Consider the following 22235-nt stretch of genomic DNA (forward strand, 5'->3'; position numbering starts at 1 on the left):
CCCACATCTGGTGCTGGCCGACGTCGGACGTGATGTAGGCATCGGCGTCGCGGGTCATGTTCCACAGCGTCTCGACGACGTACTGCGGCTTGATCACGTCCTTGTTGCCGCGGTCGTAGCGCAGGCAGTCGCGCTTGCGCCAGCCGTCGATCGTTTCCCACCATGCCGCCAGCGCGCCCGCGTCCGGCCTGGCGTTGCTCTCCTTGATCATCGCGATCAGGTCGCCCAGCACTTCCTTCACGTCGCCGACGATCGGGATGTCCACGCGCACCCGCTTGGAGATGCTCGACGGGTCCACGTCGATGTGGATGATCTTGCGCTCGTTCTGGCCGAAGTGCTTCGGGTTGCCGATCACGCGGTCGTCGAAGCGCGCGCCCACCGCCAGCAGCACGTCGCAGTTCTGCATCGCGTTGTTGGCTTCGAGCGTGCCGTGCATGCCGAGCATGCCCAGGAACTTGGGGTCGGTCCCGGGATAGGCGCCCAGGCCCATCAGGGTGTTGGTGATCGGGTAGCCGAGCAGGTCGATCAGCTCGCGCAACTCGGCCGAGGCGTTGGACAGGATCACGCCGCCGCCGGTGTAGATGTACGGCCGCTTGGCCGCCAGCAGCAGTTGCAGCGCCTTGCGGATCTGCCCGCCGTGGCCCTTGCGCACCGGGTTGTACGAGCGCATCTCCACCTTCTCGGGCTGCGGGATGTAGGCGGTGCGGTTGAAGGAAACGTCCTTGGGAATGTCCACCACCACCGGTCCGGGCCGGCCGCTGCGGGCGATGTGGAAGGCGCGGCGCATCACCGAAGCCAGGTCCTTCACGTCCTTCACCAGGAAGTTGTGCTTGACGATCGGGCGCGTGATGCCGACGGCGTCGCATTCCTGGAACGCGTCCAGGCCGATCGCAGCGGTCGGGACCTGTCCCGTGATGATCACCATCGGGATACTGTCCATGTACGCGGTGGCGATGCCGGTCACGGCGTTCGTCACGCCGGGGCCCGACGTCACCAGCGCCACGCCGACGTCGCCGGTCGCGCGGGCGTAGCCGTCGGCCGCGTGCACCGCCGCCTGCTCGTGGCGCACCAGCACGTGCTGGATGGTGTCCTGCTTGTAGAGCGCGTCGTAGATGTGCAGGACCGCCCCGCCGGGATAGCCCCAGACGAACCTGACGTTCTCGGCCTGCAGGGTCTTGACGAGGATTTCCGCGCCGCGCAGCTCGGGCGTGCGATCGCCGGCGGCCGCCGCCGACTTGATTTCAGCCTTGGAGATTTCCATGATCAACCTTTGCGATTTTCTCTGACGAAAAACCTTGGGTGCCCCTGCAGCGCGCTCTCGTGAAGCCGCCTCGGGACTTAGAACACCGGACCATGGGCGGACGGTTCGCACCGCCGGATCCGGGCTCGTTTGCCTGTGATGTGCAAACCGTATTATCGCACTGCAACACGGCCGTCCGACAAGGGGGCCGGCCCCGCGGATGCCATAATTTCCGGTTACCGGCCGCCGAGCAGCGCCCCGCAGGGCCCGCCGGCAGGCGTTCCGCCCCCGTCCAGACCCGAGTTCCTTGGCCACCGAACAAGAACTGTCCGAGTTCCTCAAGAGCGTCGAGAAGCGAGCGTTCAAGCGCTCGATCTACCACGTGCGCGACGAGGAGGCGGCGCTCGACATCGTGCAGGACGCGATGATGAAGCTGGCGGAGCACTACGGTGACAAGCCGGCGGCGGAGCTGCCGATGCTGTTCCAGCGCATCCTGTCCAACTGCACCTTGGACTGGTTCCGGCGCCAGAAGACGCGCAACGCCCTGTTTTCCAACATGAGCGACTTCGAGGCCGCCACCGACGACGGCGAATTCGACCTGCTGGAAACTTTTGCCTTCGCCGAGGGCTCCCAGCAGGCGGAGAGTGCGGAAGACGCCACCCGGCGGGCCCAGGTGTTCAGGCAGATCGAGGCGCAGGTCCAGGAGCTGCCGGCGCGTCAACGCGAAGCCTTCCTGATGCGTTACTGGGAGGACATGGACGTGGCCGAAACGGCGGCGGCCATGGGCTGCTCGGAAGGCAGTGTCAAAACGCATTGCTCGCGTGCGGTCGCGGCCCTCAGCAAGGCGCTGAAGGCGAAGGGTATACAACTATGACGAACATGCAATTGACCGGGTCCGAACAGCTCCAGGAGCGGTTCGGGCGCGCTGTCGGCAGACGCTTGTCGGCCGGCACAGCCGAGCTCCCCTATCACGTCACCGAGCGGCTGCGTGCCGCCCGGGTCCAGGCGCTGGCCGCCCGCAAACTCGAAGCCACCGCCCCCGCCGTCGTGAGCACCGGCCATTCGGCCGCACTCGGCAAACGCGGCTTCAGCCTGTGGCGCATCGCGTCGGCGTTGCCGCTGGTGGTGCTGGTCGGCGGCCTGGTGCTGATCCACAGCATCCAGAACGAGCGCCGTGCCAGCGAAGTGGCGGAAGTCGACGCCCAGCTGCTCACCGACGACCTGCCGCCGGCGGCCTATGCCGACCCCGGCTTCGCGCAGTTCCTGAAATCCGGCCGCTGACGCCTGGCGATGCGCGCCCCTGCCGCTCCAGCCCAGGTTGAGCAGTCGCGCCGGCTGGGCGCAGCGGCGCTCGCCGCCATCCTCCTTGCCTGCGCCACGGCGGTCGTGGCCGAGAGCCCCGCCGCCGGCGGACCGGCCGCGGCGCCTGCGTCGCCGGCCGTCCAGCCCGCCCCTGCCGCCAGCGCGGCCTCCGCCGTCACGCGGGCCCCGGCCAAGACCGCCTCGGCCGGCAAGCCCAACGGCAAGCAGGTCACGACGCCGCTTTGGCGCGAACTGAAGCCCGCCGAGCAACAGGCACTGGCGCCGCTGGCCGGCAGCTGGGACACGCTCAGCCTGGCGCAGAAGCGCAAGTGGCTGGCGCTGTCGCAGAATTTCTCCAAGCTCTCGCCCGACGAGCAGGCCAAGCTGCACAGCCGCATGACGGAGTGGGTGGCGCTGAGCCCGCAGCAGCGCACGCTGGCCCGTCTCAATTTCGGCGTCAGCAAGCAGCTCTCGCCCGACGAGAAGAAGGCCAAGTGGGAGGCCTACCAGGCGCTCGCGCCGGAAGAAAAGCGCAAGCTCGCCGCCTCGGCGCCCAAGCCGCCGGTCACCGCGGCGGCCATCCATCCGGTACCGGCGGACAAGCTGGCCACCGTGCCCCGGGGCGCCAAGCCGGCCGCGTCCGCGGTCGCGCCGCGCGCCATCGTCCCGCCCGGCCGCCTGGACCGCAACACCTTGCTGCCGCGCGCGCCGGCCGCGCCGGCCGCCGGCCCCGCGGCGGCCACGCGTCCCGCCTCGGCCCCCATTGCCCCGGCGGCCTCGGCCCCGAAAGCGGGCTGATCTCCGGCATGGCCTCCCAACGCGCAGCCGGCGCGGCGTCGGCCGCTGACCCTGTTCCGGCCGACCTGACGGCCCCGCCGCTGGCACGCCGCATGGCGTGCTGGTGCTACGAAGGCGTGCTGCTGTTCGCCGTGGTGTTCATCGCCGGCTGGCTGTTCAGCGCCTTGGGCCAGGTGCGTGACGCCATGGACGCCCGGCGCCCGCTGCTGCAGGCTTTCCTGTTCGTCGTGTTCGGCATCTACTTCACCTGGTTCTGGACCAAGGGGCAGACGCTGGCGATGAAGACCTGGAAGATCCGCATCGTCGACACGGCCGGGCGGCGGCTCGGCCAGCCGCGCGCGCTGCTGCGCTACGTGTGCAGCTGGCTGTGGTTCCTGCCGCCGCTGGCGCTGCTGGCCGCGTGGCATGCAACGCCGGCGCAGACGGGCCTGGTGCTGACCGGTTGGGTGGCGCTGTGGGCGCTGGCGAGCCGCCTGCATCCGCAGCGGCAGTTCTGGCACGACGCGCTGGCCGGCACCCGCCTCATCCGCGCCGGCACCTGAGGCCGGGCGCGTCGGAGACAATTGGCGCCATGCCGCCGCAGATCCACCTGCTCTCTCCCGCCGACCGGCACAAACAGCGCTCCGGCCTCAGCCGCCTGTGGCACGCCACCGGCTTTTCGCTGGCCGGGCTGCGCGCCGGCTGGGGCGAAACCGCGTTCCGGCAGGAGGCGGTGGCCGCCGTCGTGCTGCTGCCGCTTGCCTTCTGGCTGGGGCGCGGCTGGGTCGAGACCGCGCTGCTGGCCGGCTCGGTGCTGCTGCTGATGATCGTGGAACTGCTCAACACGGCCATCGAGGCCGCGATCGATCGCATCGGCCCCGAGTGGCACGCGCTTTCCAAGCGGGCGAAGGACATGGGCAGCGCCGCCGTCCTGCTCGCCCTGATCCTGTGTTGCGGCATCTGGGTGGCCGCGTTGTACCAAAGGTTTCTCGCATGAACCCGGGCTTTTCCTTGTGTGTGTATTGCGGCTCCCGCACGGTGCCGGCGTTCGTCGAGCTCGCCGCGGCGGTCGGCCGCTGGATCGGCGCGCATCGCGGGCAACTCGTCTATGGCGGCGGCAACAACGGCCTCATGGGCGTGATGGCCGACGCGACGCTGGCCGCCGGCGGGCGCGTGGTGGGCGTCATCCCGCACGCGCTGGTGAACCGCGAGTTCGCCAAGCGCGATTGCACCGAACTGCACGTGGTCGACACGATGCACGACCGCAAGCGGATGATGGCCGAGCGGGCCGACGCCTTCCTCGCCCTGCCGGGCGGGATCGGCACGTTCGAGGAACTGTTCGAGGTCTGGACCTGGCGCCAGCTCGGCTACCACGACAAGCCGGTGGGCATCCTCAATGCCGGCGGCTACTACGACCCGCTGCTCGCCTTCCTGGACTCGAGCGTGCAGCACGGGTTCATGAACGACTGGCAGATGGACCTGGTGCGGGTCGGCACCGACCACGAGCAGCTGCTCGACGAGCTGGCGCGCAGCGCGACCACGCGCACCGGCGTGGCCCACCTGTCGGAAATCTGACTCAGATCGCCGATTCGTCGGTTTCGCCGGTGCGGATGCGCACCACGCGCTCGATGCTGGTGATGAAGATCTTGCCGTCGCCGATCTTGCCGGTGCGCGCGGCCTTGACGATCGCGTCGACGCAGCGCTCCACGTCGTCGTCCTTCACCACCACTTCCACCTTCACCTTCGGCAGGAAGTCGACCACGTACTCGGCGCCGCGGTACAGCTCGGTGTGGCCCTTCTGGCGGCCGAAGCCCTTGACCTCGGTGACGGTCAGCCCGGTCACGCCGCACTCGGCCAGCGCCTCGCGGACTTCCTCGAGCTTGAAGGGCTTGACGACGGCGGTGATCTGTTTCATGAGGGATTCCAGGAGAGGTTGCTTCAGGCGCTGAACTTGCCGGTAATAGGATAGCGCCAATCCTTGCCGAAGCTGCGGTGCGTCACGCGAATCCCGACCGGCGCCTGCCGGCGCTTGTACTCGTTGATCCGGATCAGGCGCGCCACGCGCTCCACCACGGCCCGGTCGAAGCCGGCGCCGATGATCTCCTCGATGCCCTGGTCATTCTCCATGTAGCGCTCGAGGATGGCGTCGAGGATCTCGTACGGCGGCAGGCTGTCCTGGTCGGTCTGGTCCGGGCGCAGCTCGGCGCTCGGGGGCCGGGTGATGATCCGCTCGGGGATCGGATTGATCCCGGTGCCGTACGGGTCGTGGATGTTGCGCCACCTGGCGAGCCGGAACACGGTGGTCTTGAGCAGGTCCTTGATCACGGCGAAGCCGCCGGCCATGTCGCCGTACAGCGTGCAATAGCCGGTCGCCATCTCGCTCTTGTTGCCGGTGGTCAGCACGATGCTGCCGAACTTGTTGGACAGCGCCATCAGGAACACGCCGCGGATGCGGGCCTGGATGTTCTCCTCGGTCGTGTCTTCCGGCAGGCCCTTGAACTCGTTGGCGAGCGAGGCGCGGAAGGCGTCGAACTCCGGCACGATCGAGATCTCGTCGTAGCGCACGCCCAGGCGCGCCGCCATGTCGCGGGCGTCGGTCGTGGAGATGTCGGCCGTGTACGGCGACGGCATCATGATCGCGCGCACCTTGTCGCGGCCCAGCGCGTCGACCGCGATCGCCAGCACCAGCGCCGAGTCGATGCCGCCCGACAGCCCCAGCAGCACGCCGGGGAAGCCGTTCTTGCCGATGTAGTCGCGCACCCCCATCACCAGCGCATCCCACAGGTCCGCCTCGGGGCTGCGCTCGTGAGCGACGGCACCGCTCAGCTGCAGCGGCCCGCCGGCCGCCGGGCGGTCCACCTGCACCGCGAAAATGGTTTCGTGGAAGCCGGGCGCCCGCGCCACGAGCGCGCCGGCGGCGTCCACCGCGAACGACGCGCCGTCGAACACGACCTCGTCCTGGCCGCCCACCATGTGCGCGTATACCAGCGGCAGCCCGACGGCCTGCGCCCGCTGCGCCATGCGCGCCACGCGCTCGCCGCCCTTGCCCACATGGAACGGCGAGGCGTTGATCACCACCAGCATCTCGGCGCCGGTTTCCTTGGCCAGCAGCGCCGGCTCCTCGAACCAGGCGTCCTCGCAGATCAGCAGCCCGATGTTCACGCCATCGATGTGGAACACGCAGGTGCCCTGGCCGGGCGTGAAGTAGCGGCGCTCGTCGAACACCTGGTAGTTGGGCAGTTCGCGCTTGGCATAGGTCTCGAGCACCCGGCCCTCGCTCACCACGCTGGCGGCGTTGAAGCGCCGCTGCACCTGCACGGATTTCGTGCGCAGGTCGCCGCCCATGGGATGGCCGACGACGACGTGCATGTCCTTTAACCCGGCCAGTTCGCGGGCCACCGTTTTCACGGCATCATCACAGGCCGCCACGAAGGCCGGCCGCAGCAGCAGGTCCTCCGCGGGATAGCCGCAGATCGACAGCTCGGGCGTGAGCAGGAGCCGGGCGCCCTGGACGTAGGCGGTGCGCGCCGCGGCGATGATCTTCTGCGCGTTGCCGGCGGTATCGCCGACCACGAAGTTGAGCTGGGCGATTGCGAGTTTGAAAGCCATGGGCAGCCAGTGAAGAACAACCCGGACGATTATGTCAGCAAGGTCGTCGACTCAGCGCTGGAGATCGACGCCGGGCAGTGGAACTCGCTGCTGGCTCTGCAAGCGCAGCCGACGCCTTTCATGCGGCATGAATACCTCGCCGCGCTCGAGCGCAGCGCCAGCGCCACGCCCGCCGCCGGCTGGACACCGCGGTTCGTGACGCTCACGCGCGGCGGCGAACTGCAGGCCGCGTGCGCCCTGTACCTGAAGGACCATTCGTACGGCGAGTACGTGTTCGACTGGGCCTGGGCCAACGCGTACCAGCAGCACGGACTCGCGTATTACCCGAAGGCGCTGGTCGCCGTGCCGTTCACGCCCGTGCCCGGCAGCCGCCTGCTCGCGCGCGACGCCGGGGCGCGGCTGGCGCTGCTGCAGGCGCTGCTCGCGTGGTGCCGCAAGCGCAAGCTCTCGTCGCTGCATCTGCTGTTCGGCGCGGACGAGGACGTGGCGGCCTGCGCCGAAGCCGGACTCATGCTGAGGCACACCGTGCAGTTCCACTGGACGAACGAGGCGCCCGCATCCTCCGCCGCCGCCGCCACCGCCGGGCCGCGCCGCTACGACGGCTTCGACCAGTTCCTGGCCAGCCTGGCGCAGGAAAAGCGCAAGAAGATCCGGCAGGAGCAGCGCAAGGTGGCCGAGGCCGGCGTGACCTTCCGCTGGAGTGCCGGCTCCGGCATCAGCGCGGCCGACTGGAACTTCTTCTACCGCTGCTACGAGCGCACCTACCTCGAACACGGCAATGCGCCCTACCTCACGCGCGACTTCTTCCGGCGCATGGCCGCCACGATGCCGCGGCACTGGGTGCTGTTCATCGCCGAGCGCGGGGGCCGGCCGATCGCATCCAGCCTGATCGCGGTGACCGGGGCCGCGGCGGCCGCCGGCCCGTCGTCAGCGGATGGCCGGCCGCGGGTCGCCTACGGCCGCTACTGGGGCGCGCTGGAGCGGGTCGACTGCCTGCACTTCGACGCCTGCTACTACCAGCCGCTGCAATGGTGCATCGAGCACGGCCTGGACCGCTTCGAAGGCGGCGCGCAGGGCGAGCACAAGATGGCGCGGGCGCTGATGCCGGTGAAGACCACCAGCGCCCACTGGCTGGCGCACCCCGCGTTCGCCGATGCCGTGGAGCGGTTCCTGGCGCGCGAGGGCCAGGGCGTCGAGCACTACCTGGCCCAGTTGGAGCGGCGCAGTCCGTTCAAGCAGTCCTCCTGACAGGGGCGCGCGGCGCGCTCAGCCCTGGGGCTGCTGGCGGCGGTAGTTCTCGATGCCGTCGAGCACTTCCTGGCGCGCGGCGTCCGGCCCTTCCCACCCGAGCACCTTGACCCACTTGCCGGCCTCCAGGTCCTTGTAGTGCTCGAAGAAGTGGGCGATGGTCTTCAGCCGCAGCGGGTTGAGGTCGTCCGGCTTTTCCCACTGGCTGTACAGGCCCAGGATCTTCTGCGTCGGCACGGCGAGCACCTTCCCGTCCTGCCCCGCCTCGTCCTCCATGCGCAGCAGGCCGATCGGCCGGCAGGTCACCACCACGCCTGGAATCAGCGGCACCGGCGTGATCACCAGCACGTCGACCGGGTCGCCGTCGCCGCTGATCGTGTGCGGCACGTAACCGTAGTTGGTCGGGTAGTGCATGGCCGTGCTCATGAACCGGTCGACGAAGATCGCCCCCGTTTCCTTGTCGACCTCGTACTTGATCGGGTCGGCGTTCATCGGGATCTCGATGATCACGTTGAATTCGTCGGGGGCGTGCTTGCCGGGAGTGACTTGGTCCAGGGACATTCGTGTTCGGGGAAAAAGGGAGAACGCCGCGGGCGGCGTGGGGAAGCCGGCACACACCGGCTCAGTGATAACCCTGATTTTAATCAGGTGCACGCCGCATCGGCCCGACGGCGCGGAATCTGTCACATGTTTGCGCTTATATTTGCGCGGTTGGCCAATCGTCTCCGCCCCGCCTGCTGGGGGCCACGAGGAAGCAACGCAGCGGAGGGACCCCGCTTGCGGGGCACCTCAGGCACGTTACTCACACAGAACGTAGGAGAAATGAAGAAATGACAGGCAACTCAGCGCTGATCCTGGCGCTCGTCTGCGGCCTCGCGGCCGTCGTGTACGGGTTCTGGGCCCGAGGCTGGATCCTTTCGCAGGACGCCGGCAACCCCCGCATGCAGGAGATCTCGGCCGCCATCCAGGCGGGCGCGGCCGCCTACCTCGCGCGGCAGTACAAGACCATTGCCATCGCCGGCGTCGTGCTGGCGATCCTGATCGCCGTCTTCCTGGATCCGACCACCGCCGTCGGCTTCGTGGTCGGCGCCGTGCTCTCGGGCGCCTGCGGCTTCATCGGCATGAACGTCTCGGTCCGGGCCAACGTGCGCACCGCGCAGGCGGCCACCCGCGGCATCGGCCCGGCGCTGGACGTCGCCTTCCGCGGCGGCGCCATCACCGGCATGCTGGTGGTCGGACTCGGCCTGCTGGGCGTGACCGCCTTCTACTGGTTCCTCGCCGGCAACGGCGCGATGACGCCGGACCGCAAGCTGGCGACGCTGCTGAACCCGCTGATCGGCTTTGCCTTCGGCGCCTCGCTGATCTCGATCTTCGCGCGTCTGGGCGGCGGCATCTTCACCAAGGGCGCCGACGTCGGCGCCGACCTGGTGGGCAAGGTCGAAGCGGGCATCCCAGAGGACGATCCGCGCAACCCGGCCGTGATCGCCGACAACGTGGGCGACAACGTCGGCGACTGCGCCGGCATGGCCGCCGACCTGTTCGAGACCTACGCCGTGACGCTGATCGCGACCATGGTGCTGGGCGCCCTGCTGGTGACCAGCGCGCCGGTCAATGCCGTGATGTACCCGCTGGCCCTCGGCGGCGTGTCGATCATCGCGTCGATCATCGGCACCTTCTTCGTGAAGGCCTCGCCCGGCATGAAGAACGTGATGCCGGCGCTGTACCGCGGCCTGGCGATCGCCGGGGTGCTGTCGCTGATCGCGTTCTACTTCGTGACCCAGTGGCTGATCCCCGACAACGCGATCACCGCCACCGGCAGCCAGATGCGCCTGTTCGGCGCCTGCGTGATCGGCCTGGCCCTGACCGGCCTGCTGGTCTGGATCACCGAGTTCTACACCGGCACCCAGTACTCGCCCGTGCGCCACATCGCCCAGGCCTCGACCACCGGCCACGGCACCAACATCATCGCCGGCCTGGGCGTGTCGATGCGTTCCACCGCCTGGCCCGTGCTGTTCGTCTGCGTGGCCATCGTCGCGTCGTATTACCTGGCCGGTCTGTTCGGCATCGCGGTCGCCGCCACGTCCATGCTGAGCATGGCCGGCATCGTCGTCGCGCTCGACGCCTACGGCCCGATCACCGACAACGCCGGCGGCATCGCCGAAATGTCGGACCTGCCGGCCAGCGTCCGCGACATCACCGACCCGCTGGACGCCGTCGGCAACACGACCAAGGCCGTGACCAAGGGCTACGCCATCGGCTCGGCCGGGCTGGCCGCGCTGGTGCTCTTCGCCGACTACACGCACAAGCTGGAGAGCTACGGCCGCAGCATCAGCTTCGACCTGTCGGATCCGATGGTGATCGTCGGCCTGTTCATCGGCGGACTGATTCCCTACCTGTTCGGCGCGATGGCGATGGAAGCGGTCGGCCGCGCCGCCGGCTCGGTGGTCGTGGAAGTGCGCCGCCAGTTCCGCGAGATCGTGGGCATCATGGAAGGCACCGCCAAGCCCGAGTACGGCCGCGCCGTGGACATGCTGACGGCCGCCGCCATCAAGGAGATGGTGATTCCTTCGCTGCTGCCGGTGGTGGTGCCGATCGTGGTCGGCCTGGCGCTCGGCCCGAAAGCGCTCGGCGGCCTGCTGATGGGCACGATCGTGACCGGCCTGTTCGTGGCGATCTCCATGTGCACCGGCGGCGGTGCCTGGGACAACGCCAAAAAGTACATCGAGGACGGCAACTACGGCGGCAAGGGCTCCGAAGCGCACAAGGCCGCCGTCACCGGCGACACCGTGGGCGACCCCTACAAGGACACGGCCGGCCCGGCCGTCAACCCGCTGATCAAGATCATCAACATCGTGGCGCTGCTCATCGTGCCGCTGGTGGTGAAGTTCCACGGCGGCGAGGTGCCGACCAACCGCGCGGAGACGCCGGCCGCCGTGACGGCCCCAGCCGTTGCTTCCGGCGCCGTGGGCACCCCGGCCAAGTAAGGCTCGCCCGCACCCAAGGGGCCCGCCACCGGCGGGCCTTTTTTTGTCCGAAAATGGCGGCCCGCGCAGGAACGCCGGCGTCTCCCCCGCCGCCCAGACCAGATGACCGAGCTCGTCGTCCGCCGCCTTCTCGTCGACATGCAGGCACCGATGCCGCGGCATTGGTGCGCCGGCGATGCCTTCCGCACCGCGCTGTTCAACGCCCTCTCGATGAGCTTTCCGGTGGGCGAACAATTCTTCATCGACAGCGTGCGGGCCGGCCTGGAGGCGCTGCCCGACGACCAGCAGGCCCGTTTCCGGGGCGAGGTGCAGGGCTTCGTCGGGCAGGAAGCGACCCATCGCCGCCTGCACGGCCTCTACAACGAGCAGCTCGAGGCGCACGGACTGGTGAACGCCTGGGGGCCGCGCTCGATGGAGCGGCAGAAGCTGCTGCGGGGTCAGGACGCGCGCCACCTGCTGGCCATCACCGCCGCCTTCGAGCACTTCACGGCGATCCTCGCGGACTGGCTGCTGCGGCATCCCGACGTGCTGGGCTCGCAGGACCCGCGCCTGGCCACGCTCTGGCTGTGGCACAGCGCCGAGGAGTCCGAGCACAAGTCGACCGCGTTCGATCTGTACCAGGCATTGGGCGGCAACCACGAGTGGCGGATCACCTGGTTTCGCCGCATCACCGCCACCTTCCTCATCGACGTCACGCGCCAGACGCTCGACAACCTCCGGCGCGACCGCAGCTTGTGGACCTGGCGCACCTGGCGCAGCGGCGCGAGCTTCCTGTTCGGGCGGCGCGGCCTGGTGCGCATGACGTACCGGCCGTGGCGCGACTACCTGCGCGTCGATTTCCACCCGCGCCAGCAGGACAGCAGCCAGTCGGAGCGCTGGCTGGCCGAGCACCGCGACCGGTTCGCGGTGGTGGGCAGCGCCGGGTAGCCGTCGCCCGGGGGGCCCGGGGCCAGGGCAGCAGCCCCGATCGGCCGCCGGGCAGCGCCGGTGGTTGTCGCACAATGGCGGGATGCAACTCCACTACATCGCCAACAGCGGCCAGCCGTCGTCGTCGGGCCGCACCATTCCTGTCATCGATCCGTCCGACGGCCAGCCCTTCGACGAACTGCAGCGCGGCACCGCCGAGGACATCGCGGCCGCCGTGCGGGCGGCGCGCGAGTGCTACGACCGGGTCTGGTCGAAACTGAGCGCGGCCGAGCGCGGCCGCCTGCTGATGCGCCTGTCGAACAAGGTGGCCGAGCACGCCGAGGAACTGGCGGCGCTGGAGCAGCGCGATTGCGGCAAGCCGACCAAGCAGGCCAAGGCCGACGCGCTGGCGCTGGTGCGCTACTTCGAGTTCTACGCCGGGGCGTGCGACAAGCTCACCGGCGACACGCTGCCGTACCAGGACGGCTACACCGTGTTCACGTGGCGCGAGCCGCACGGCGTCACCGGCCACATCATTCCGTGGAACTACCCGATGCAGATCTTCGGGCGCAGCGTGGGCGGCGCGCTGGCGGCCGGCAACGTCTGCGTGGTCAAGCCTTCCGAGGACGCCTGCCTGTCGCTGCTGCGGGTCGCGCAACTGGCCGCCGACGTGGGCTTCCCGCCCGGCGCCATCAACATCGTCACCGGCTACGGCCACGAGGTCGGCGACTCGCTGGCCCGCCACCCCGGCATCGACCACATCAGCTTCACCGGCAGCCCGCGGGTGGGCACCCTGATCCAGCAGGTGGCGGCCGAGCGCCACTGCCCGGTCACGCTGGAGCTCGGCGGCAAGAGCCCGCAGATCGTGTTCGCCGACGCCGACCTCGACGCCGCGCTGCCGGTGCTGATCAACGCCATCGTGCAGAACGCGGGGCAGACCTGCTCCGCCGGCTCGCGCGTGCTGATCGAGCAGTCGATCTACGAGCCGCTGCTGGAGCGCCTGGGCCAGGCGTTCGGGAAGCTGCGCGTCGGTCCGGCCGCGATGGACCTCGACGTCGGGCCGCTGATCCGCGCCAGCCAGCAGCAGCGCGTGTGGGACTTCCTCTCCGATGCCCATGTCGCCGGCATTCCCACCGTGGCCCAGGGCCAGGTGGTGGAGCAGGCGCCCGAGACCGGCTATTACCAGGCGCCGACGCTGCTGCGCGACGTGCCGGTGGAGCACCGGCTGGCGCAGGAGGAAGTGTTCGGGCCGGTGCTCGCCGCCATGAGCTTCGCCGACGAAGACCAGGCGGCCGCGCTCGCCAACGCCACCCACTTCGGCCTGGTCGCCGGCATCTGGACGCGCGACGGCGGCCGGCAGCTGCGCATGGCCAAGCGCGTGCGCAGCGGCCAGGTGTTCATCAACAACTACGGCGCCGGGGGCGGCGTCGAACTGCCGTTCGGCGGCGTGAAATCGTCGGGCTACGGCCGCGAGAAGGGTTTCGAGGCGCTGTACGGCTTCACCACCCTCAAGACCGTCGCGATCCGCCACGGCTAGGGCCGCCGCGCCGGCCTGGCCTGGCCGCGCGCCGCTCGAAGCCGGCGGGCGTCAGGCCAGCGTGAACCGGAACGTCGCGCCCTGCCCCGGCGCCGCGTCGGCCCAGATCCGCCCGCCGTGGCGCGTGACGATGCGATGCACGATGCTCAGGCCGATGCCGGTGCCGTCGAATTCGTCGCGGCCGTGCAGCCGCTGGAACGGCGTGAACAGCCTGGCCGCATGCTCCATGGCGAACCCGGCCCCGTTGTCGCGCACGTAGAAGACCTCCTCGCCGCCGAGGCGCTCGCGGCCCACGGCCACCGCCGCGTCCGCGGTGCGCGAGGTGAATTTCCACGCGTTCTCCATCAGGTTTTCCAGGGCGATGCGCAGCAGCCGCGGATCGGCCTCGACCTCCATCCCGGGGTCGATCGACAGCCGCACCTGCGACGGCGACTTCGCCTGGCGCAGCCCGTCGCCGATGTCGGCGGCCAGGGCGCTCAGGTCGCAGGGGCGGCGGTGCACGCCCTGCTCGGCCAGGCGCGCGAGCCGCAGCAGGTCTTCGATCAGCTGCTCCATGCGCCGCGCGGCCGCCAGGACCCGATCGAGCAGCGCCATCGAGGGCGCCGGCAGCCGCTCGCGGTTGTCGCGCGCCACCTTGCCGACGAATCCGGCGATCGCGGCCAGCGGCGCCCGCAGGTCGTGCGAGACCGACTGGCCGAAGGCCTGCAGGTCCTCGTTGGCCCGCTGCAGTTCGGCCGTGCGCGTCTTCAAGCTGGTGATCAGCTGGCGCCGCTCGGTGTCGTCGCGCGCCACGCAGTACATCTCGCCCTGAGCCTCCGACCAGACCGCCGACCAGAGCACGTGCCGCATCGAGCCGTCCTTGCGGATGGCGCGCGCGGGCAGCGACTGCGCCGGCATCCCGCCCATGATCCGCATCAGCGCGCCGACCGTCACCTGGTGGTCCGTCGGCGGCACCACCTCCAGGCAGGAACGCCCGCGCAGCTCCTCGGGCTGGTAGCCCCACAGCGTGCGCGAGGCCTGGCTCACACGGACGAAGTTCAGGTCGGCATCGAGGACGCAGATCACGTCCAGCGAGCGGTCGAAGATGCGCGCCAGGCCTTCCGCCAGCTGCCGCTGCCGCCGCTCGCTGTCGCGCAGTCGCGCCGCCGCCTGGCGCAAGGTCAGCGCCCAGGCGACGCAGACCGCCAGCAGCACCAGGGCCGCCAGCGCCGCCCACTTGAACCAGGGCGGCAGCGAAGGCGCCCGCGCCGCGCTGGTCCAGCGCTCCAGGGACTGGTAGTAGGCCGACCGCGGATCGGCCTTCAGCGCCCGCAGCGTGCGATCGATCGCCTGCAGCAACGCCGGGTCGACGCCATGGCGGCCGGCGAAGAACAGGCTGGCCGGCGCGAAGATGATCGCCGTGTCGACCAGCCCGGCCGCGGGCGCGCTCACGCGGCCGTGGAAATTGTTGGTCACGACGGCGTCGGCGCGCTGTTCCGCCACGGCGCGCAGCGCGCTGTCGTAGTCGGGCCAGCTTTCCAGCACCGCGCGCACGCCGAAACTGCTGGCCATCTGCAGGAAGAAATCCTGCTGCACCGAGCCTTCCAGCACCGCGACGCGCTTGTTGGACAGGTCCAGGATCGTCCGGATGCCGCTGCCGGGTCTGGCGTAGACCTGGCTCCAGCTGTGCAGCACGGGCTCCTGGGCAAAATCGAAGAGCCGCTCGCGCGCCGCCGTGCGCGCCACGTCCGGCATCAGGTCGATCTCGCCGCTTCGCAGGCGCGCCAGGCCCTCGGCGAAGGTGCCGGGCACATACTCGATGGTCCAGCCTTCGCGCGCCGCCACCGCCGCGATGACGTCGACGAAGATGCCTTGCGGCTGGCCCGCCGCGCTGTAGCCGAGCTTGGGCGGGTTCTGGTAGATGCCCACCCGGACCTTCTGCGCGGCCGCCGCCGGCCAGAGCAGCTGGAACAGCAGCAGGACGAGTGGGACAAGCGCGCGCAGCGGGCGCCGGGAACCCGGTTGCATGCGCCGGTCAGCCCTTGATCCGGGCGCTGCGCACCACGGCCTCGGCCAGCGGCAGCAGGCGGGCGTAGAACGCGAGGCGCGGCGCGGCGAAGGTCGCCGCATAGAGCTCGTTGCGGTGCACCGCGACCCAGCCGACGCCACGCAGCGTCAGGTCGTCCGCCCGCCGCGCGAGCGTGAACTCGAAGCGCACGCCACGCTGCCCGGCGAACACCGTCGGCTCCATGCGGGTCACCTGGACCGCGCCTTCGTTGGCGTAGAGCGTCTCGAACAGATTGACCAGCCGGTCCGGCGTCAGGCCGGCGCTGAACGTGGGATAGCGCGCGTCCTTCTCGCCCGGCGCGCGGAACAGCACCGTCGGCTTGGCCACCAGCGCCTGCCCCGGCCGCACGCCGGCCCACAGGCGCAGGTGGTCCAGCGGGATGCCTTCCTGGGTCCACATGTCGTACGGACCGCCGTCCCACGGGTCGGTGACCTTGTTCCACGCGGCCGGCAGCGTGACGGCCAGCTTGCCGCCGACCAGCTGCTCGCCGTCGACCCTGGCGATGGTGGTGCAGGCGGCCAGCAGCAGGGCCGGCACGAGCGGCAGCAGGAATTTCATGGCCTCGGTTCGGACAGCGACGCCCGGATCATCGCAGCGTCGGGCGCATCGGGCGCGAGCGCCAGGTATTGCTCGAAGGCGCGCGCCGCGCCCGGCTGGTCGGCGCGCTGCTGCAGCACCAGCCCGAGCGAACGGAAGGCCTGCGCCGGCGGCTGCGCGGCGCGGACGGCCGCGGTCAGATCGTCCAGCGCCAGCTGCAGGTCATCGCGCTCGCCACGCAGCCGGCGCACCTCGCCGCGGGCGAACAGCAGCTGCGCGTCGCCCGGCGACCGCGCCGCCAGGCGGTCGAACAGCACCAGGCTCTCCTCGAACTGGCCACGCTTGAGCTCGTCGAGCAGCCAGTCGAACCGCAAGGGTGCGATCACGCGCTGGTATTCGCTGGCGCCGGTCACCCCGCCGTTGCCGGCGGCGGCCAGTTGCAGCAGCACGTCGCGGCGGTTGCCGGCCGGCGGGTGGGTGGCAAAGAGCGCGCTGCGGCTGCCCACGTCCTCCCCGCCGGTGATCTTCAGCTCCGCCAGCAGGTTCTCCCAGACCTGCGGCGCCTGCGTGCCGTCGTAGCCGGCCTGCTGCATCAGTCGCATGCCCAGGCGGTCGGCGCGCTCCTCGTGCTCGCGCGAGAATGCGAACGCCGACGCCAGGATGCCGATGCGCCCGACCGCACCGGCGACGCCGCCGACCAGGCCCACCAGCTGGGCCAGCACGGCCTTGTCCTTGGCGTCGCGCAACTGCTCCAGCTGATGCCGCTCCAGGTAGTGCCCGAGCTCGTGGCCCACGATGGCCGCGAGCTGCGCCTCGTTCTCCACCCGCAGCAGCAGGCCGCTCCACACCTGCATCATGCCGTTGGGCGCCATGCTGGCGTTGAACACCGGCGTGCGCATCACGTGGATGCGGATGTCCGGACAGTGGCCCGCCGTCAGGCGGCAGGTCAGGTCGCCCAGGTAGCGCTCGAGCGCCGCGTCGTGGATCGCGAGCGGGCTGCGCCGCAGCCGTGACTCCTCGCGGTCCATCAGGCTCCACAGGCCGCCTTCGTCGGTGTCGGCGGCCGGCCGGCTGAACCGGTCCGGGATTCGGAACGGCTTGGGCGCGGCGACGCCCTGCCCGACCGCGGGCAGGCCCGACACCAGCGCCCCCAGGCCGACGCAGTGGCGGCAGGCCGAGCGCAGGAATCCGCGGCGGGGCGGCGAGGCGGCGGTCATTGCAGGGCCGGGAAACCCTTGAGCAGGGCATCCACCGTTTCGCTCGCCGAAGCGCGCTCGCGCAAGTCCCCCGACCAGCGGTCGAGGTCGTTGAACCAGACGATGCGCCCCGTGTCCAGGTCCACCAGCGAGGCGTAGCCGGTCTGCGTGCCGCCCAGGCTGAACGCGCCGAGCAGGGCCAGCGCGAACATCGTCGCCTTGCGCTCGCCGCTGGCGTAGCTGTCGCGGATCCACGTGAACAGGGCGTAGCGGGCGCCGGTGTGTGCCTGGAGCGGCCGCACCGCGTCGCCCAGGGACCAGTCCAGGCGATCGTTCTTGGTCGGCAGTTTGCGGCCGCTGCGGCTGTGGTGCATGAACACCGCTTCGGCGACCGCCCGATGCAGCGCGTGCAGTTCCCCGAACCGGTCGAGGTCGGCTTCGGTCAGTTCCACCACCTTGCTGCCCAGCTGCGATCGGCGGGCGGCCAGTTCGGCCCGGAAGTTCCGCTGGGCGGCCTCGGTCCAGTCGGCGCGAGGCTCCTCGACGCCGCCGGCGCTGATGGAGAACAGCTCCATGTCGGCGGGCACCACCAGCAGCGTCGAGCCGGCGGCACGGCCGTGGAAGCCGGGCGCGAGATGGCGCGGGTCGGCCTCCTGGGCGCCGGCGGCGGCGGCCCACAAGACGACGGCGGCGACGACGGTGCTTCGGAACAGGATCGGCATGAACTGCAGCCTCGGCAATCATTCTCGCGGGAGCGGCGAGCCACCAGCCCCGGCAAAACCCGCATCGAAATCGGCAACAATTGCCTGCTTGAGCCAAGCCGCACGGGCCGAGTTCGCCGGGTCACGCGCCTGCCCCATGTAACGCCGGCAGCGGGCGCCGGATTTCACGTGGCCGTGCGTTTGGCCCGACTGCCGCCGGCCCGCGCCGGCGGGCAAGCATCCATGTCGTCGAGAGCAACAGGAGTCATCGAAATGCGCGTCCAGGACAAGTCCATCATCGTCACCGGGGCCGGCCAGGGCATCGGCGAAGGCATCGCCAAGCGGCTGGCCGAGGAAGGGGCCAAGGTGATCGTCAACGACATCAATGCGGCGCTCGGCGAGAAGGTGGTGGCGGCCATCACCGCCGCCGGCGGCCAGGCGTCGTTCTTCCAGGCCGACGTCACCAAGTCCGCCGACATGAAGGCGCTGGTGGCGGCCGCGGTGCAGCGCCACGGCAAGCTGGACGCGATGGTGAACAACGCCGGCTGGACCCACCGCAACCGCCCGGCGCTGGAGGTGAGCGAGGAGGAGTTCGACAAGGTCTATGCCATCAACATGAAGAGCATCTACCTCGCGACGATCCACGCCGTGCCGGCGTTTCGCGCCAACAAGGGCGGCAGCTTCATCAACATCGCGTCGACGGCCGGCATTCGCCCCCGCCCGGGCCTGACCTGGTACAACGGCTCCAAGGGCGCCGTGATCACCACCAGCAAGTCGCTGGCCGCCGAGTTCGGCCCCGACAACATCCGCGTCAACTGCATCAACCCCGTCTTCAATCCCGACACCGGCCTGTCCGCCGAGTTCGCCGGCGGTCCGGTCGACGAGGCGCGCCGGGCCAAGTTCCTGGCGACCATCCCGCTCGGCCGGTTCTCCACCGCGCTGGACGTGGCGAATGCCGCGCTCTACCTCGCCAGCGACGAAGCGGCCTTCATTTCGGGCGTGTGCATCGAGGTGGACGGCGCGCGCTGCGCCTGAGGCCGGCAGGGCAGCCGGTGCCGGCCCACTCAAGCCCGTGGGGTCTCTGTGGGCTCGGCCGAACCGGTGCCGCCGCGCGGCGAGAATAGGCCATGGCTGAACGAGTGATCCCCCTGGTGGACCAGCGCGTGCGGGCGCTCGCCGCGGCCGTGCCCGCCCGGCCGATCCCGGCCACCGGCACGCTGCGGGACCAGCTCGGCCGCCCGCTGCGCGACCTGCGCATCAGCGTCACCGACCGCTGCAATTTCCGCTGCAACTACTGCATGCCGAAAGAGGTGTTCGGCACGGACTACCCCTACCTGCCGCACGCCGCGCTCCTCACCTTCGAGGAAATCGCCCGGGTCACCAGGCAGTTCGTGGCGCACGGCGTGCGCAAGATCCGGCTGACCGGCGGCGAGCCGCTGCTGCGCAAGAACATCGAGTCGCTGATCGAGCAGCTGGCGGTCCTGCGCACGGTCGACGGCCAGCCGCTGGACCTGACGCTGACGACCAACGGCTCGCTGCTGGCACGCAAGGCCAAGGCGCTGAAAGCCGCGGGGCTGCAGCGTGTGACCGTGAGCCTGGACGGCCTGGACGATGCCGTGTTCCGCCGCATGAACGACGTCGACTTCCCGGTCGCCGACGTGCTCAAGGGGATCGACGCCGCGCGCGACGCCGGCCTGGGCCCCGTCAAGATCAACATGGTGGTCAAGAAGGGCACCAACGACCACGAGATCCTGCCGATGGCGCGCCACTTCAAGGGCACCGGCCTGGTGCTGCGTTTCATCGAATACATGGACGTGGGCGCCACCAATGGCTGGCGCATGGACGAGGTGCTGCCGTCCGCCGGGGTCGTGCAACTGGTCGACCGCGAACTGCCGCTGGTTCAGCTGGAGCCGAGCGCCCCGGGCGAGACCGCCGAGCGTTGGGGCTATGCCGACGGCAGCGGCGAGATCGGCGTCATCAGCAGCGTCACGCAGGCCTTCTGCGGCGACTGCAACCGGGCGCGCCTGTCGACCGAGGGCCAGGTCTACCTGTGCTTGTTCGCGAGCCGGGGCCACGACCTGCGCGCCTTGATCCGCGGCGATGCGAGCCGCGGCATCGAGCCGGCGACCGAGGAGCAGCTGGCCTCGGCCATCGGCCAGATCTGGCAGGGCCGCTCCGATCGCTATTCGCAGCTGCGCGCCACCATGGCGCCCGACGAGGGCAAGGGTGTGCGCCGGGTCGAGATGAGCTACATCGGAGGCTAGCGACTTGCCGATCCCGATCGCCGACATCACGGGCCTGATCCTCGCCGGCGGCCGCGGCTCGCGCATGGGCGGCGTGGACAAGGGCCTGCAGAACTTCAACGGCATGCCGCTGGCGCTGCACACGCTGCTGCGGCTGCAGCCGCAGGTGGGCGAACTGATGATCAACGCCAACCGCAATCTCGCGGCCTACGAATCCTTCGGCGCGCCGGTGTGGCCCGACGTGCTGCCGGACTTCGCCGGCCCGCTGGCCGGCTTTCTCACCGGGCTGGAGCGCTGCGAGACCCCCTGGCTGGCGACGGTGCCCTGCGACACGCCGCTCTTTCCCGCCGACCTGGTGGCGCGGCTGGCGGCGGCCGCCGAGCGGCAGGACGCCGAGATCGCCATGGCGGCCGGCCGCGAGGAAGACGGCCAGTGCCGCACGCAGCCGGTGTTCTGCCTGCTGCGGGTCGACCTGCTCGAGAGCCTGGTGCGGTTCACGCAGGGCGGCGGCCGCAAGATCGACGCCTGGACCGGCCAGCACAAGACGGTGACGGTGCCGTTCGATGCCGCCGGCGACGACCCGCGCGCCTTCTGCAATGCCAATACGCTGGCGGAACTGAAGCAGCTCGAACGTCCATGAGCACCATCGCCGAGATCGCGGCCCGCCTGCAGGGGTACGACCCGCAGGCGCTCAGCGCCACCCAGGTGGGCGAATTCCTCGCCCAGCTGGTCGAGCCGCTGCGCGAGACGGAGCAGGTCGCGATCTTCGACGCGCTGGACCGCGTGCTGGCCCGGGACGTCGTCTCGCCCATCAGCGTGCCGCCGCACGACAACTCCGCGATGGACGGCTATGCCTTCGACGGCGCGCAGCTGCAGCCCGGCCAGCCGCTGGAGCTGGAGGTGGCCGGCACGGCACTGGCGGGCGCCGCCTGGCGCGGCACGGCCGCTGCCGGCCAGTGCGTGAAGATCATGACCGGCGCGATCATGCCGGCCGGGCTCGACACCGTCGTGCCGCAGGAATTCACGCAGCTCCTCGACGGCGATCGCATCCGGATCCCGCCGCGCGCGCTGCGTCGCGGCGACAACCGGCGGCTGGCCGGCGAGGACCTGCGCGCCGGCGAGCCGGCCCTGCGCGCGGGCCAGCGGCTGGGGCCGGCGGCGTGCGGGCTGCTCGCCAGCCTGGGCCTGGCCACCGTGCCCGTGGTGCGCCGGCCGCGCGTGGCCTTCTTCTCCACCGGCGACGAGATCCTGAGCCTGGGCGACGCCCGGCGCGAGGGCGCGGTGTACGACAGCAACCGCTACACCGTGTTCGGCATGCTCAAGCGCCTGGGCTGCGAGCTGATCGACCTCGGCGTCGTGCCGGACCGCCCGGAACGGCTCGAAGCCGCCTTCCGCGACGCCGCGGCGCGTGCCGACGCAATCGTCACCAGCGGCGGCGTGAGCGTCGGCGAGGCCGATTTCACCAAGGCGATGATGAAGCAGCTGGGCGACGTGGCGTTCTGGAAGATCGCGATGCGCCCCGGCCGGCCGATGGCCGTGGGGCGCATCGGCGGCTCGGTGCTGTTCGGCCTGCCGGGCAATCCGGTCGCGGTGATGGTGACCTTCCTCGCCTTCGTCCGCCCTGCCCTGCTGCGCCTGATGGGGGCAACGGCGCCGCCGCCGCCGCTGCTGAAGGCGCGCAGCCAGGAAGCGATGCGCAAGAAGCCGGGCCGCACCGAATACCAGCGCGGCTTCGTCAGCACGGCGGCGGACGGCGCATTGCAGGTGCGCACCACCGGCAACCAGGGTTCGGGCGTGCTCAGCTCGATGGTGCACGCCAACGGGCTGATCGTCCTTCACCACGGCCAGGGCAACGTCGCCGCCGGCGACGAAGTGGACGTGATGATGTTCGACGGCGTCCTGTAAGCA

General features: G+C 70.4%; 22 protein-coding genes. 14 read left to right on the plus strand and 8 right to left on the minus strand.

The window, feature by feature from the left end; all coding sequences use genetic code 11:
* The coding region (ilvB, locus tag VNT59_RS00680; protein ID WP_325495619.1) for a biosynthetic-type acetolactate synthase large subunit at window positions 1-1261 on the minus strand (1261 nt) is incomplete at its 3' end.
* Between the two features lie 286 nt (window positions 1262-1547).
* On the opposite strand from ilvB, the gene VNT59_RS00685 reads away from it, so the two are divergent.
* Genes VNT59_RS00685 through VNT59_RS00710 form a run of 6 tightly spaced genes read left to right on the plus strand, consistent with a single transcriptional unit; the run spans window position 1548 to window position 4894 of the window.
* Complete coding sequence (locus VNT59_RS00685) at window positions 1548-2114, plus strand: RNA polymerase sigma factor (protein WP_325495620.1); 567 nt, start codon at window positions 1548-1550, stop codon at window positions 2112-2114.
* Window positions 2111-2521, plus strand: a complete 411-nt coding sequence (locus tag VNT59_RS00690; protein WP_325495622.1) for a DUF3619 family protein — start codon at window positions 2111-2113, stop codon at window positions 2519-2521. The genes VNT59_RS00685 and VNT59_RS00690 overlap by 4 nt, the downstream gene beginning before the upstream one ends.
* Window positions 2522-2530: 9 nt before the next feature.
* A complete protein-coding gene (locus VNT59_RS00695) occupies window positions 2531-3340 on the plus strand; it encodes a DUF3106 domain-containing protein (RefSeq protein WP_325495623.1) in 810 nt (269 codons plus the stop codon).
* Window positions 3341-3348: 8 nt separating this feature from the next.
* Window positions 3349-3882: an RDD family protein gene (locus tag VNT59_RS00700; protein WP_325495625.1), complete on the plus strand. Its 534-nt coding sequence runs from the start codon at window positions 3349-3351 to the stop codon at window positions 3880-3882.
* Between the two features lie 29 nt (window positions 3883-3911).
* Window positions 3912-4316: a diacylglycerol kinase gene (locus VNT59_RS00705; RefSeq protein ID WP_325495626.1), complete on the plus strand. Its 405-nt coding sequence runs from the start codon at window positions 3912-3914 to the stop codon at window positions 4314-4316.
* Window positions 4313-4894 carry a TIGR00730 family Rossman fold protein gene (locus tag VNT59_RS00710; RefSeq protein WP_325495628.1) on the plus strand — a complete coding sequence of 194 codons (582 nt, stop codon included), beginning with the start codon at window positions 4313-4315 and terminating at the stop codon, window positions 4892-4894. Before VNT59_RS00705 ends, VNT59_RS00710 begins: the two co-directional genes overlap by 4 nt.
* A 1-nt stretch (window position 4895) precedes the next feature.
* On the opposite strand, the gene VNT59_RS00715 is transcribed toward VNT59_RS00710, so the two are convergent.
* Both VNT59_RS00715 and VNT59_RS00720 read right to left on the minus strand, forming a co-directional pair.
* The gene (locus tag VNT59_RS00715; protein ID WP_168105913.1) at window positions 4896-5234 is read right to left on the minus strand and encodes a P-II family nitrogen regulator; all 339 of its coding nucleotides are present in this window, start codon (window positions 5232-5234) and stop codon (window positions 4896-4898) included.
* 23 nt (window positions 5235-5257) lie between these two features.
* The gene (locus tag VNT59_RS00720) at window positions 5258-6928 is read right to left on the minus strand and encodes an NAD+ synthase (RefSeq protein ID WP_325495630.1); all 1671 of its coding nucleotides are present in this window, start codon (window positions 6926-6928) and stop codon (window positions 5258-5260) included.
* Between the two features lie 9 nt (window positions 6929-6937).
* Here VNT59_RS00720 and VNT59_RS00725 point away from each other — a divergent pair, with 9 nt between their 5' ends.
* On the plus strand, window positions 6938-8176 hold the full coding sequence (locus VNT59_RS00725; RefSeq protein WP_325495632.1) for a GNAT family N-acetyltransferase: 1239 nt from the start codon (window positions 6938-6940) through the stop codon (window positions 8174-8176).
* 18 nt (window positions 8177-8194) lie between these two features.
* On the opposite strand, the gene ppa is transcribed toward VNT59_RS00725, so the two are convergent.
* A complete protein-coding gene (gene ppa, locus VNT59_RS00730) occupies window positions 8195-8737 on the minus strand; it encodes an inorganic diphosphatase (RefSeq protein ID WP_325495634.1) in 543 nt (180 codons plus the stop codon).
* 269 nt (window positions 8738-9006) lie between these two features.
* Here ppa and VNT59_RS00735 point away from each other — a divergent pair, with 269 nt between their 5' ends.
* The 3 genes from VNT59_RS00735 (at window position 9007) to VNT59_RS00745 (ending at window position 13603) form a co-directional block, all read left to right on the plus strand.
* Window positions 9007-11160 (plus strand): sodium-translocating pyrophosphatase, encoded by a 2154-nt coding sequence (locus VNT59_RS00735; protein ID WP_325495636.1) that lies wholly within the window; start codon window positions 9007-9009, stop codon window positions 11158-11160.
* Window positions 11161-11262: 102 nt separating this feature from the next.
* Entirely contained in the window at window positions 11263-12087 is an 825-nt protein-coding gene (locus tag VNT59_RS00740; RefSeq protein WP_325495638.1) for a metal-dependent hydrolase, read from the plus strand.
* Window positions 12088-12169: 82 nt separating this feature from the next.
* Entirely contained in the window at window positions 12170-13603 is a 1434-nt protein-coding gene (locus tag VNT59_RS00745) for an aldehyde dehydrogenase family protein (protein ID WP_325495640.1), read from the plus strand.
* 51 nt (window positions 13604-13654) lie between these two features.
* Here the strand turns inward: VNT59_RS00745 and VNT59_RS00750 are convergent, their stop codons facing one another.
* From VNT59_RS00750 to VNT59_RS00765, 4 genes are read right to left on the minus strand one after another with little or no spacing between them, the layout of a single operon-like run.
* Window positions 13655-15610, minus strand: a complete 1956-nt coding sequence (locus VNT59_RS00750; protein WP_325495642.1) for an ATP-binding protein — start codon at window positions 15608-15610, stop codon at window positions 13655-13657.
* 7 nt (window positions 15611-15617) lie between these two features.
* The gene (locus tag VNT59_RS00755) at window positions 15618-16208 is read right to left on the minus strand and encodes a hypothetical protein (RefSeq protein ID WP_325495644.1); all 591 of its coding nucleotides are present in this window, start codon (window positions 16206-16208) and stop codon (window positions 15618-15620) included.
* Window positions 16205-17404 (minus strand): M48 family metallopeptidase, encoded by a 1200-nt coding sequence (locus VNT59_RS00760; RefSeq protein ID WP_325495646.1) that lies wholly within the window; start codon window positions 17402-17404, stop codon window positions 16205-16207. The genes VNT59_RS00755 and VNT59_RS00760 overlap by 4 nt, the downstream gene beginning before the upstream one ends.
* A complete protein-coding gene (locus VNT59_RS00765; protein ID WP_325495648.1) occupies window positions 17401-18105 on the minus strand; it encodes a hypothetical protein in 705 nt (234 codons plus the stop codon). The genes VNT59_RS00760 and VNT59_RS00765 overlap by 4 nt, the downstream gene beginning before the upstream one ends.
* A gap of 252 nt (window positions 18106-18357) precedes the next feature.
* Between VNT59_RS00765 and VNT59_RS00770 the strand changes: the two genes are divergently transcribed.
* The 4 genes from VNT59_RS00770 (at window position 18358) to glp (ending at window position 22232) form a co-directional block, all read left to right on the plus strand.
* Complete coding sequence (locus VNT59_RS00770) at window positions 18358-19119, plus strand: SDR family oxidoreductase (protein ID WP_325495650.1); 762 nt, start codon at window positions 18358-18360, stop codon at window positions 19117-19119.
* 92 nt (window positions 19120-19211) lie between these two features.
* The gene (moaA, locus tag VNT59_RS00775) at window positions 19212-20348 is read left to right on the plus strand and encodes a GTP 3',8-cyclase MoaA (protein WP_325495651.1); all 1137 of its coding nucleotides are present in this window, start codon (window positions 19212-19214) and stop codon (window positions 20346-20348) included.
* 4 nt (window positions 20349-20352) lie between these two features.
* Window positions 20353-20967 carry a molybdenum cofactor guanylyltransferase MobA gene (gene mobA / locus VNT59_RS00780; RefSeq protein ID WP_414708323.1) on the plus strand — a complete coding sequence of 205 codons (615 nt, stop codon included), beginning with the start codon at window positions 20353-20355 and terminating at the stop codon, window positions 20965-20967.
* A complete protein-coding gene (gene glp / locus VNT59_RS00785) occupies window positions 20964-22232 on the plus strand; it encodes a gephyrin-like molybdotransferase Glp (protein ID WP_325495653.1) in 1269 nt (422 codons plus the stop codon). Before mobA ends, glp begins: the two co-directional genes overlap by 4 nt.
* Window positions 22233-22235: the final 3 nt, after the last annotated feature.

Origin of the sequence: Ramlibacter sp. (assembly GCF_035554825.1) — a bacterium.
Lineage (GTDB): Bacteria > Pseudomonadota > Gammaproteobacteria > Burkholderiales > Burkholderiaceae_C > Ramlibacter.

Bases quoted from the DNA above. Each gene is read 5' to 3' on its own strand.
- VNT59_RS00715 (WP_168105913.1), bottom strand. From the start codon at position 5,234: ATGAAACAGATCACCGCCGTCGTCAAGCCCTTCAAGCTCGAGGAAGTC.
- VNT59_RS00745 (WP_325495640.1), top strand. From the start codon at position 12,170: ATGCAACTCCACTACATCGCCAACAGCGGCCAGCCGTCGTCGTCGGGC.
- VNT59_RS00700 (WP_325495625.1), top strand. From the start codon at position 3,349: ATGGCCTCCCAACGCGCAGCCGGCGCGGCGTCGGCCGCTGACCCTGTT.
- glp (WP_325495653.1), top strand. From the start codon at position 20,964: ATGAGCACCATCGCCGAGATCGCGGCCCGCCTGCAGGGGTACGACCCG.
- VNT59_RS00765 (WP_325495648.1), bottom strand. From the start codon at position 18,105: ATGCCGATCCTGTTCCGAAGCACCGTCGTCGCCGCCGTCGTCTTGTGG.
- VNT59_RS00755 (WP_325495644.1), bottom strand. From the start codon at position 16,208: ATGAAATTCCTGCTGCCGCTCGTGCCGGCCCTGCTGCTGGCCGCCTGC.
- VNT59_RS00760 (WP_325495646.1), bottom strand. From the start codon at position 17,404: ATGACCGCCGCCTCGCCGCCCCGCCGCGGATTCCTGCGCTCGGCCTGC.
- VNT59_RS00690 (WP_325495622.1), top strand. From the start codon at position 2,111: ATGACGAACATGCAATTGACCGGGTCCGAACAGCTCCAGGAGCGGTTC.
- VNT59_RS00740 (WP_325495638.1), top strand. From the start codon at position 11,263: ATGACCGAGCTCGTCGTCCGCCGCCTTCTCGTCGACATGCAGGCACCG.
- VNT59_RS00770 (WP_325495650.1), top strand. From the start codon at position 18,358: ATGCGCGTCCAGGACAAGTCCATCATCGTCACCGGGGCCGGCCAGGGC.
- VNT59_RS00705 (WP_325495626.1), top strand. From the start codon at position 3,912: ATGCCGCCGCAGATCCACCTGCTCTCTCCCGCCGACCGGCACAAACAG.
- VNT59_RS00695 (WP_325495623.1), top strand. From the start codon at position 2,531: ATGCGCGCCCCTGCCGCTCCAGCCCAGGTTGAGCAGTCGCGCCGGCTG.
- VNT59_RS00750 (WP_325495642.1), bottom strand. From the start codon at position 15,610: ATGCAACCGGGTTCCCGGCGCCCGCTGCGCGCGCTTGTCCCACTCGTC.
- VNT59_RS00710 (WP_325495628.1), top strand. From the start codon at position 4,313: ATGAACCCGGGCTTTTCCTTGTGTGTGTATTGCGGCTCCCGCACGGTG.
- VNT59_RS00735 (WP_325495636.1), top strand. From the start codon at position 9,007: ATGACAGGCAACTCAGCGCTGATCCTGGCGCTCGTCTGCGGCCTCGCG.
- ppa (WP_325495634.1), bottom strand. From the start codon at position 8,737: ATGTCCCTGGACCAAGTCACTCCCGGCAAGCACGCCCCCGACGAATTC.
- moaA (WP_325495651.1), top strand. From the start codon at position 19,212: ATGGCTGAACGAGTGATCCCCCTGGTGGACCAGCGCGTGCGGGCGCTC.
- VNT59_RS00720 (WP_325495630.1), bottom strand. From the start codon at position 6,928: ATGGCTTTCAAACTCGCAATCGCCCAGCTCAACTTCGTGGTCGGCGAT.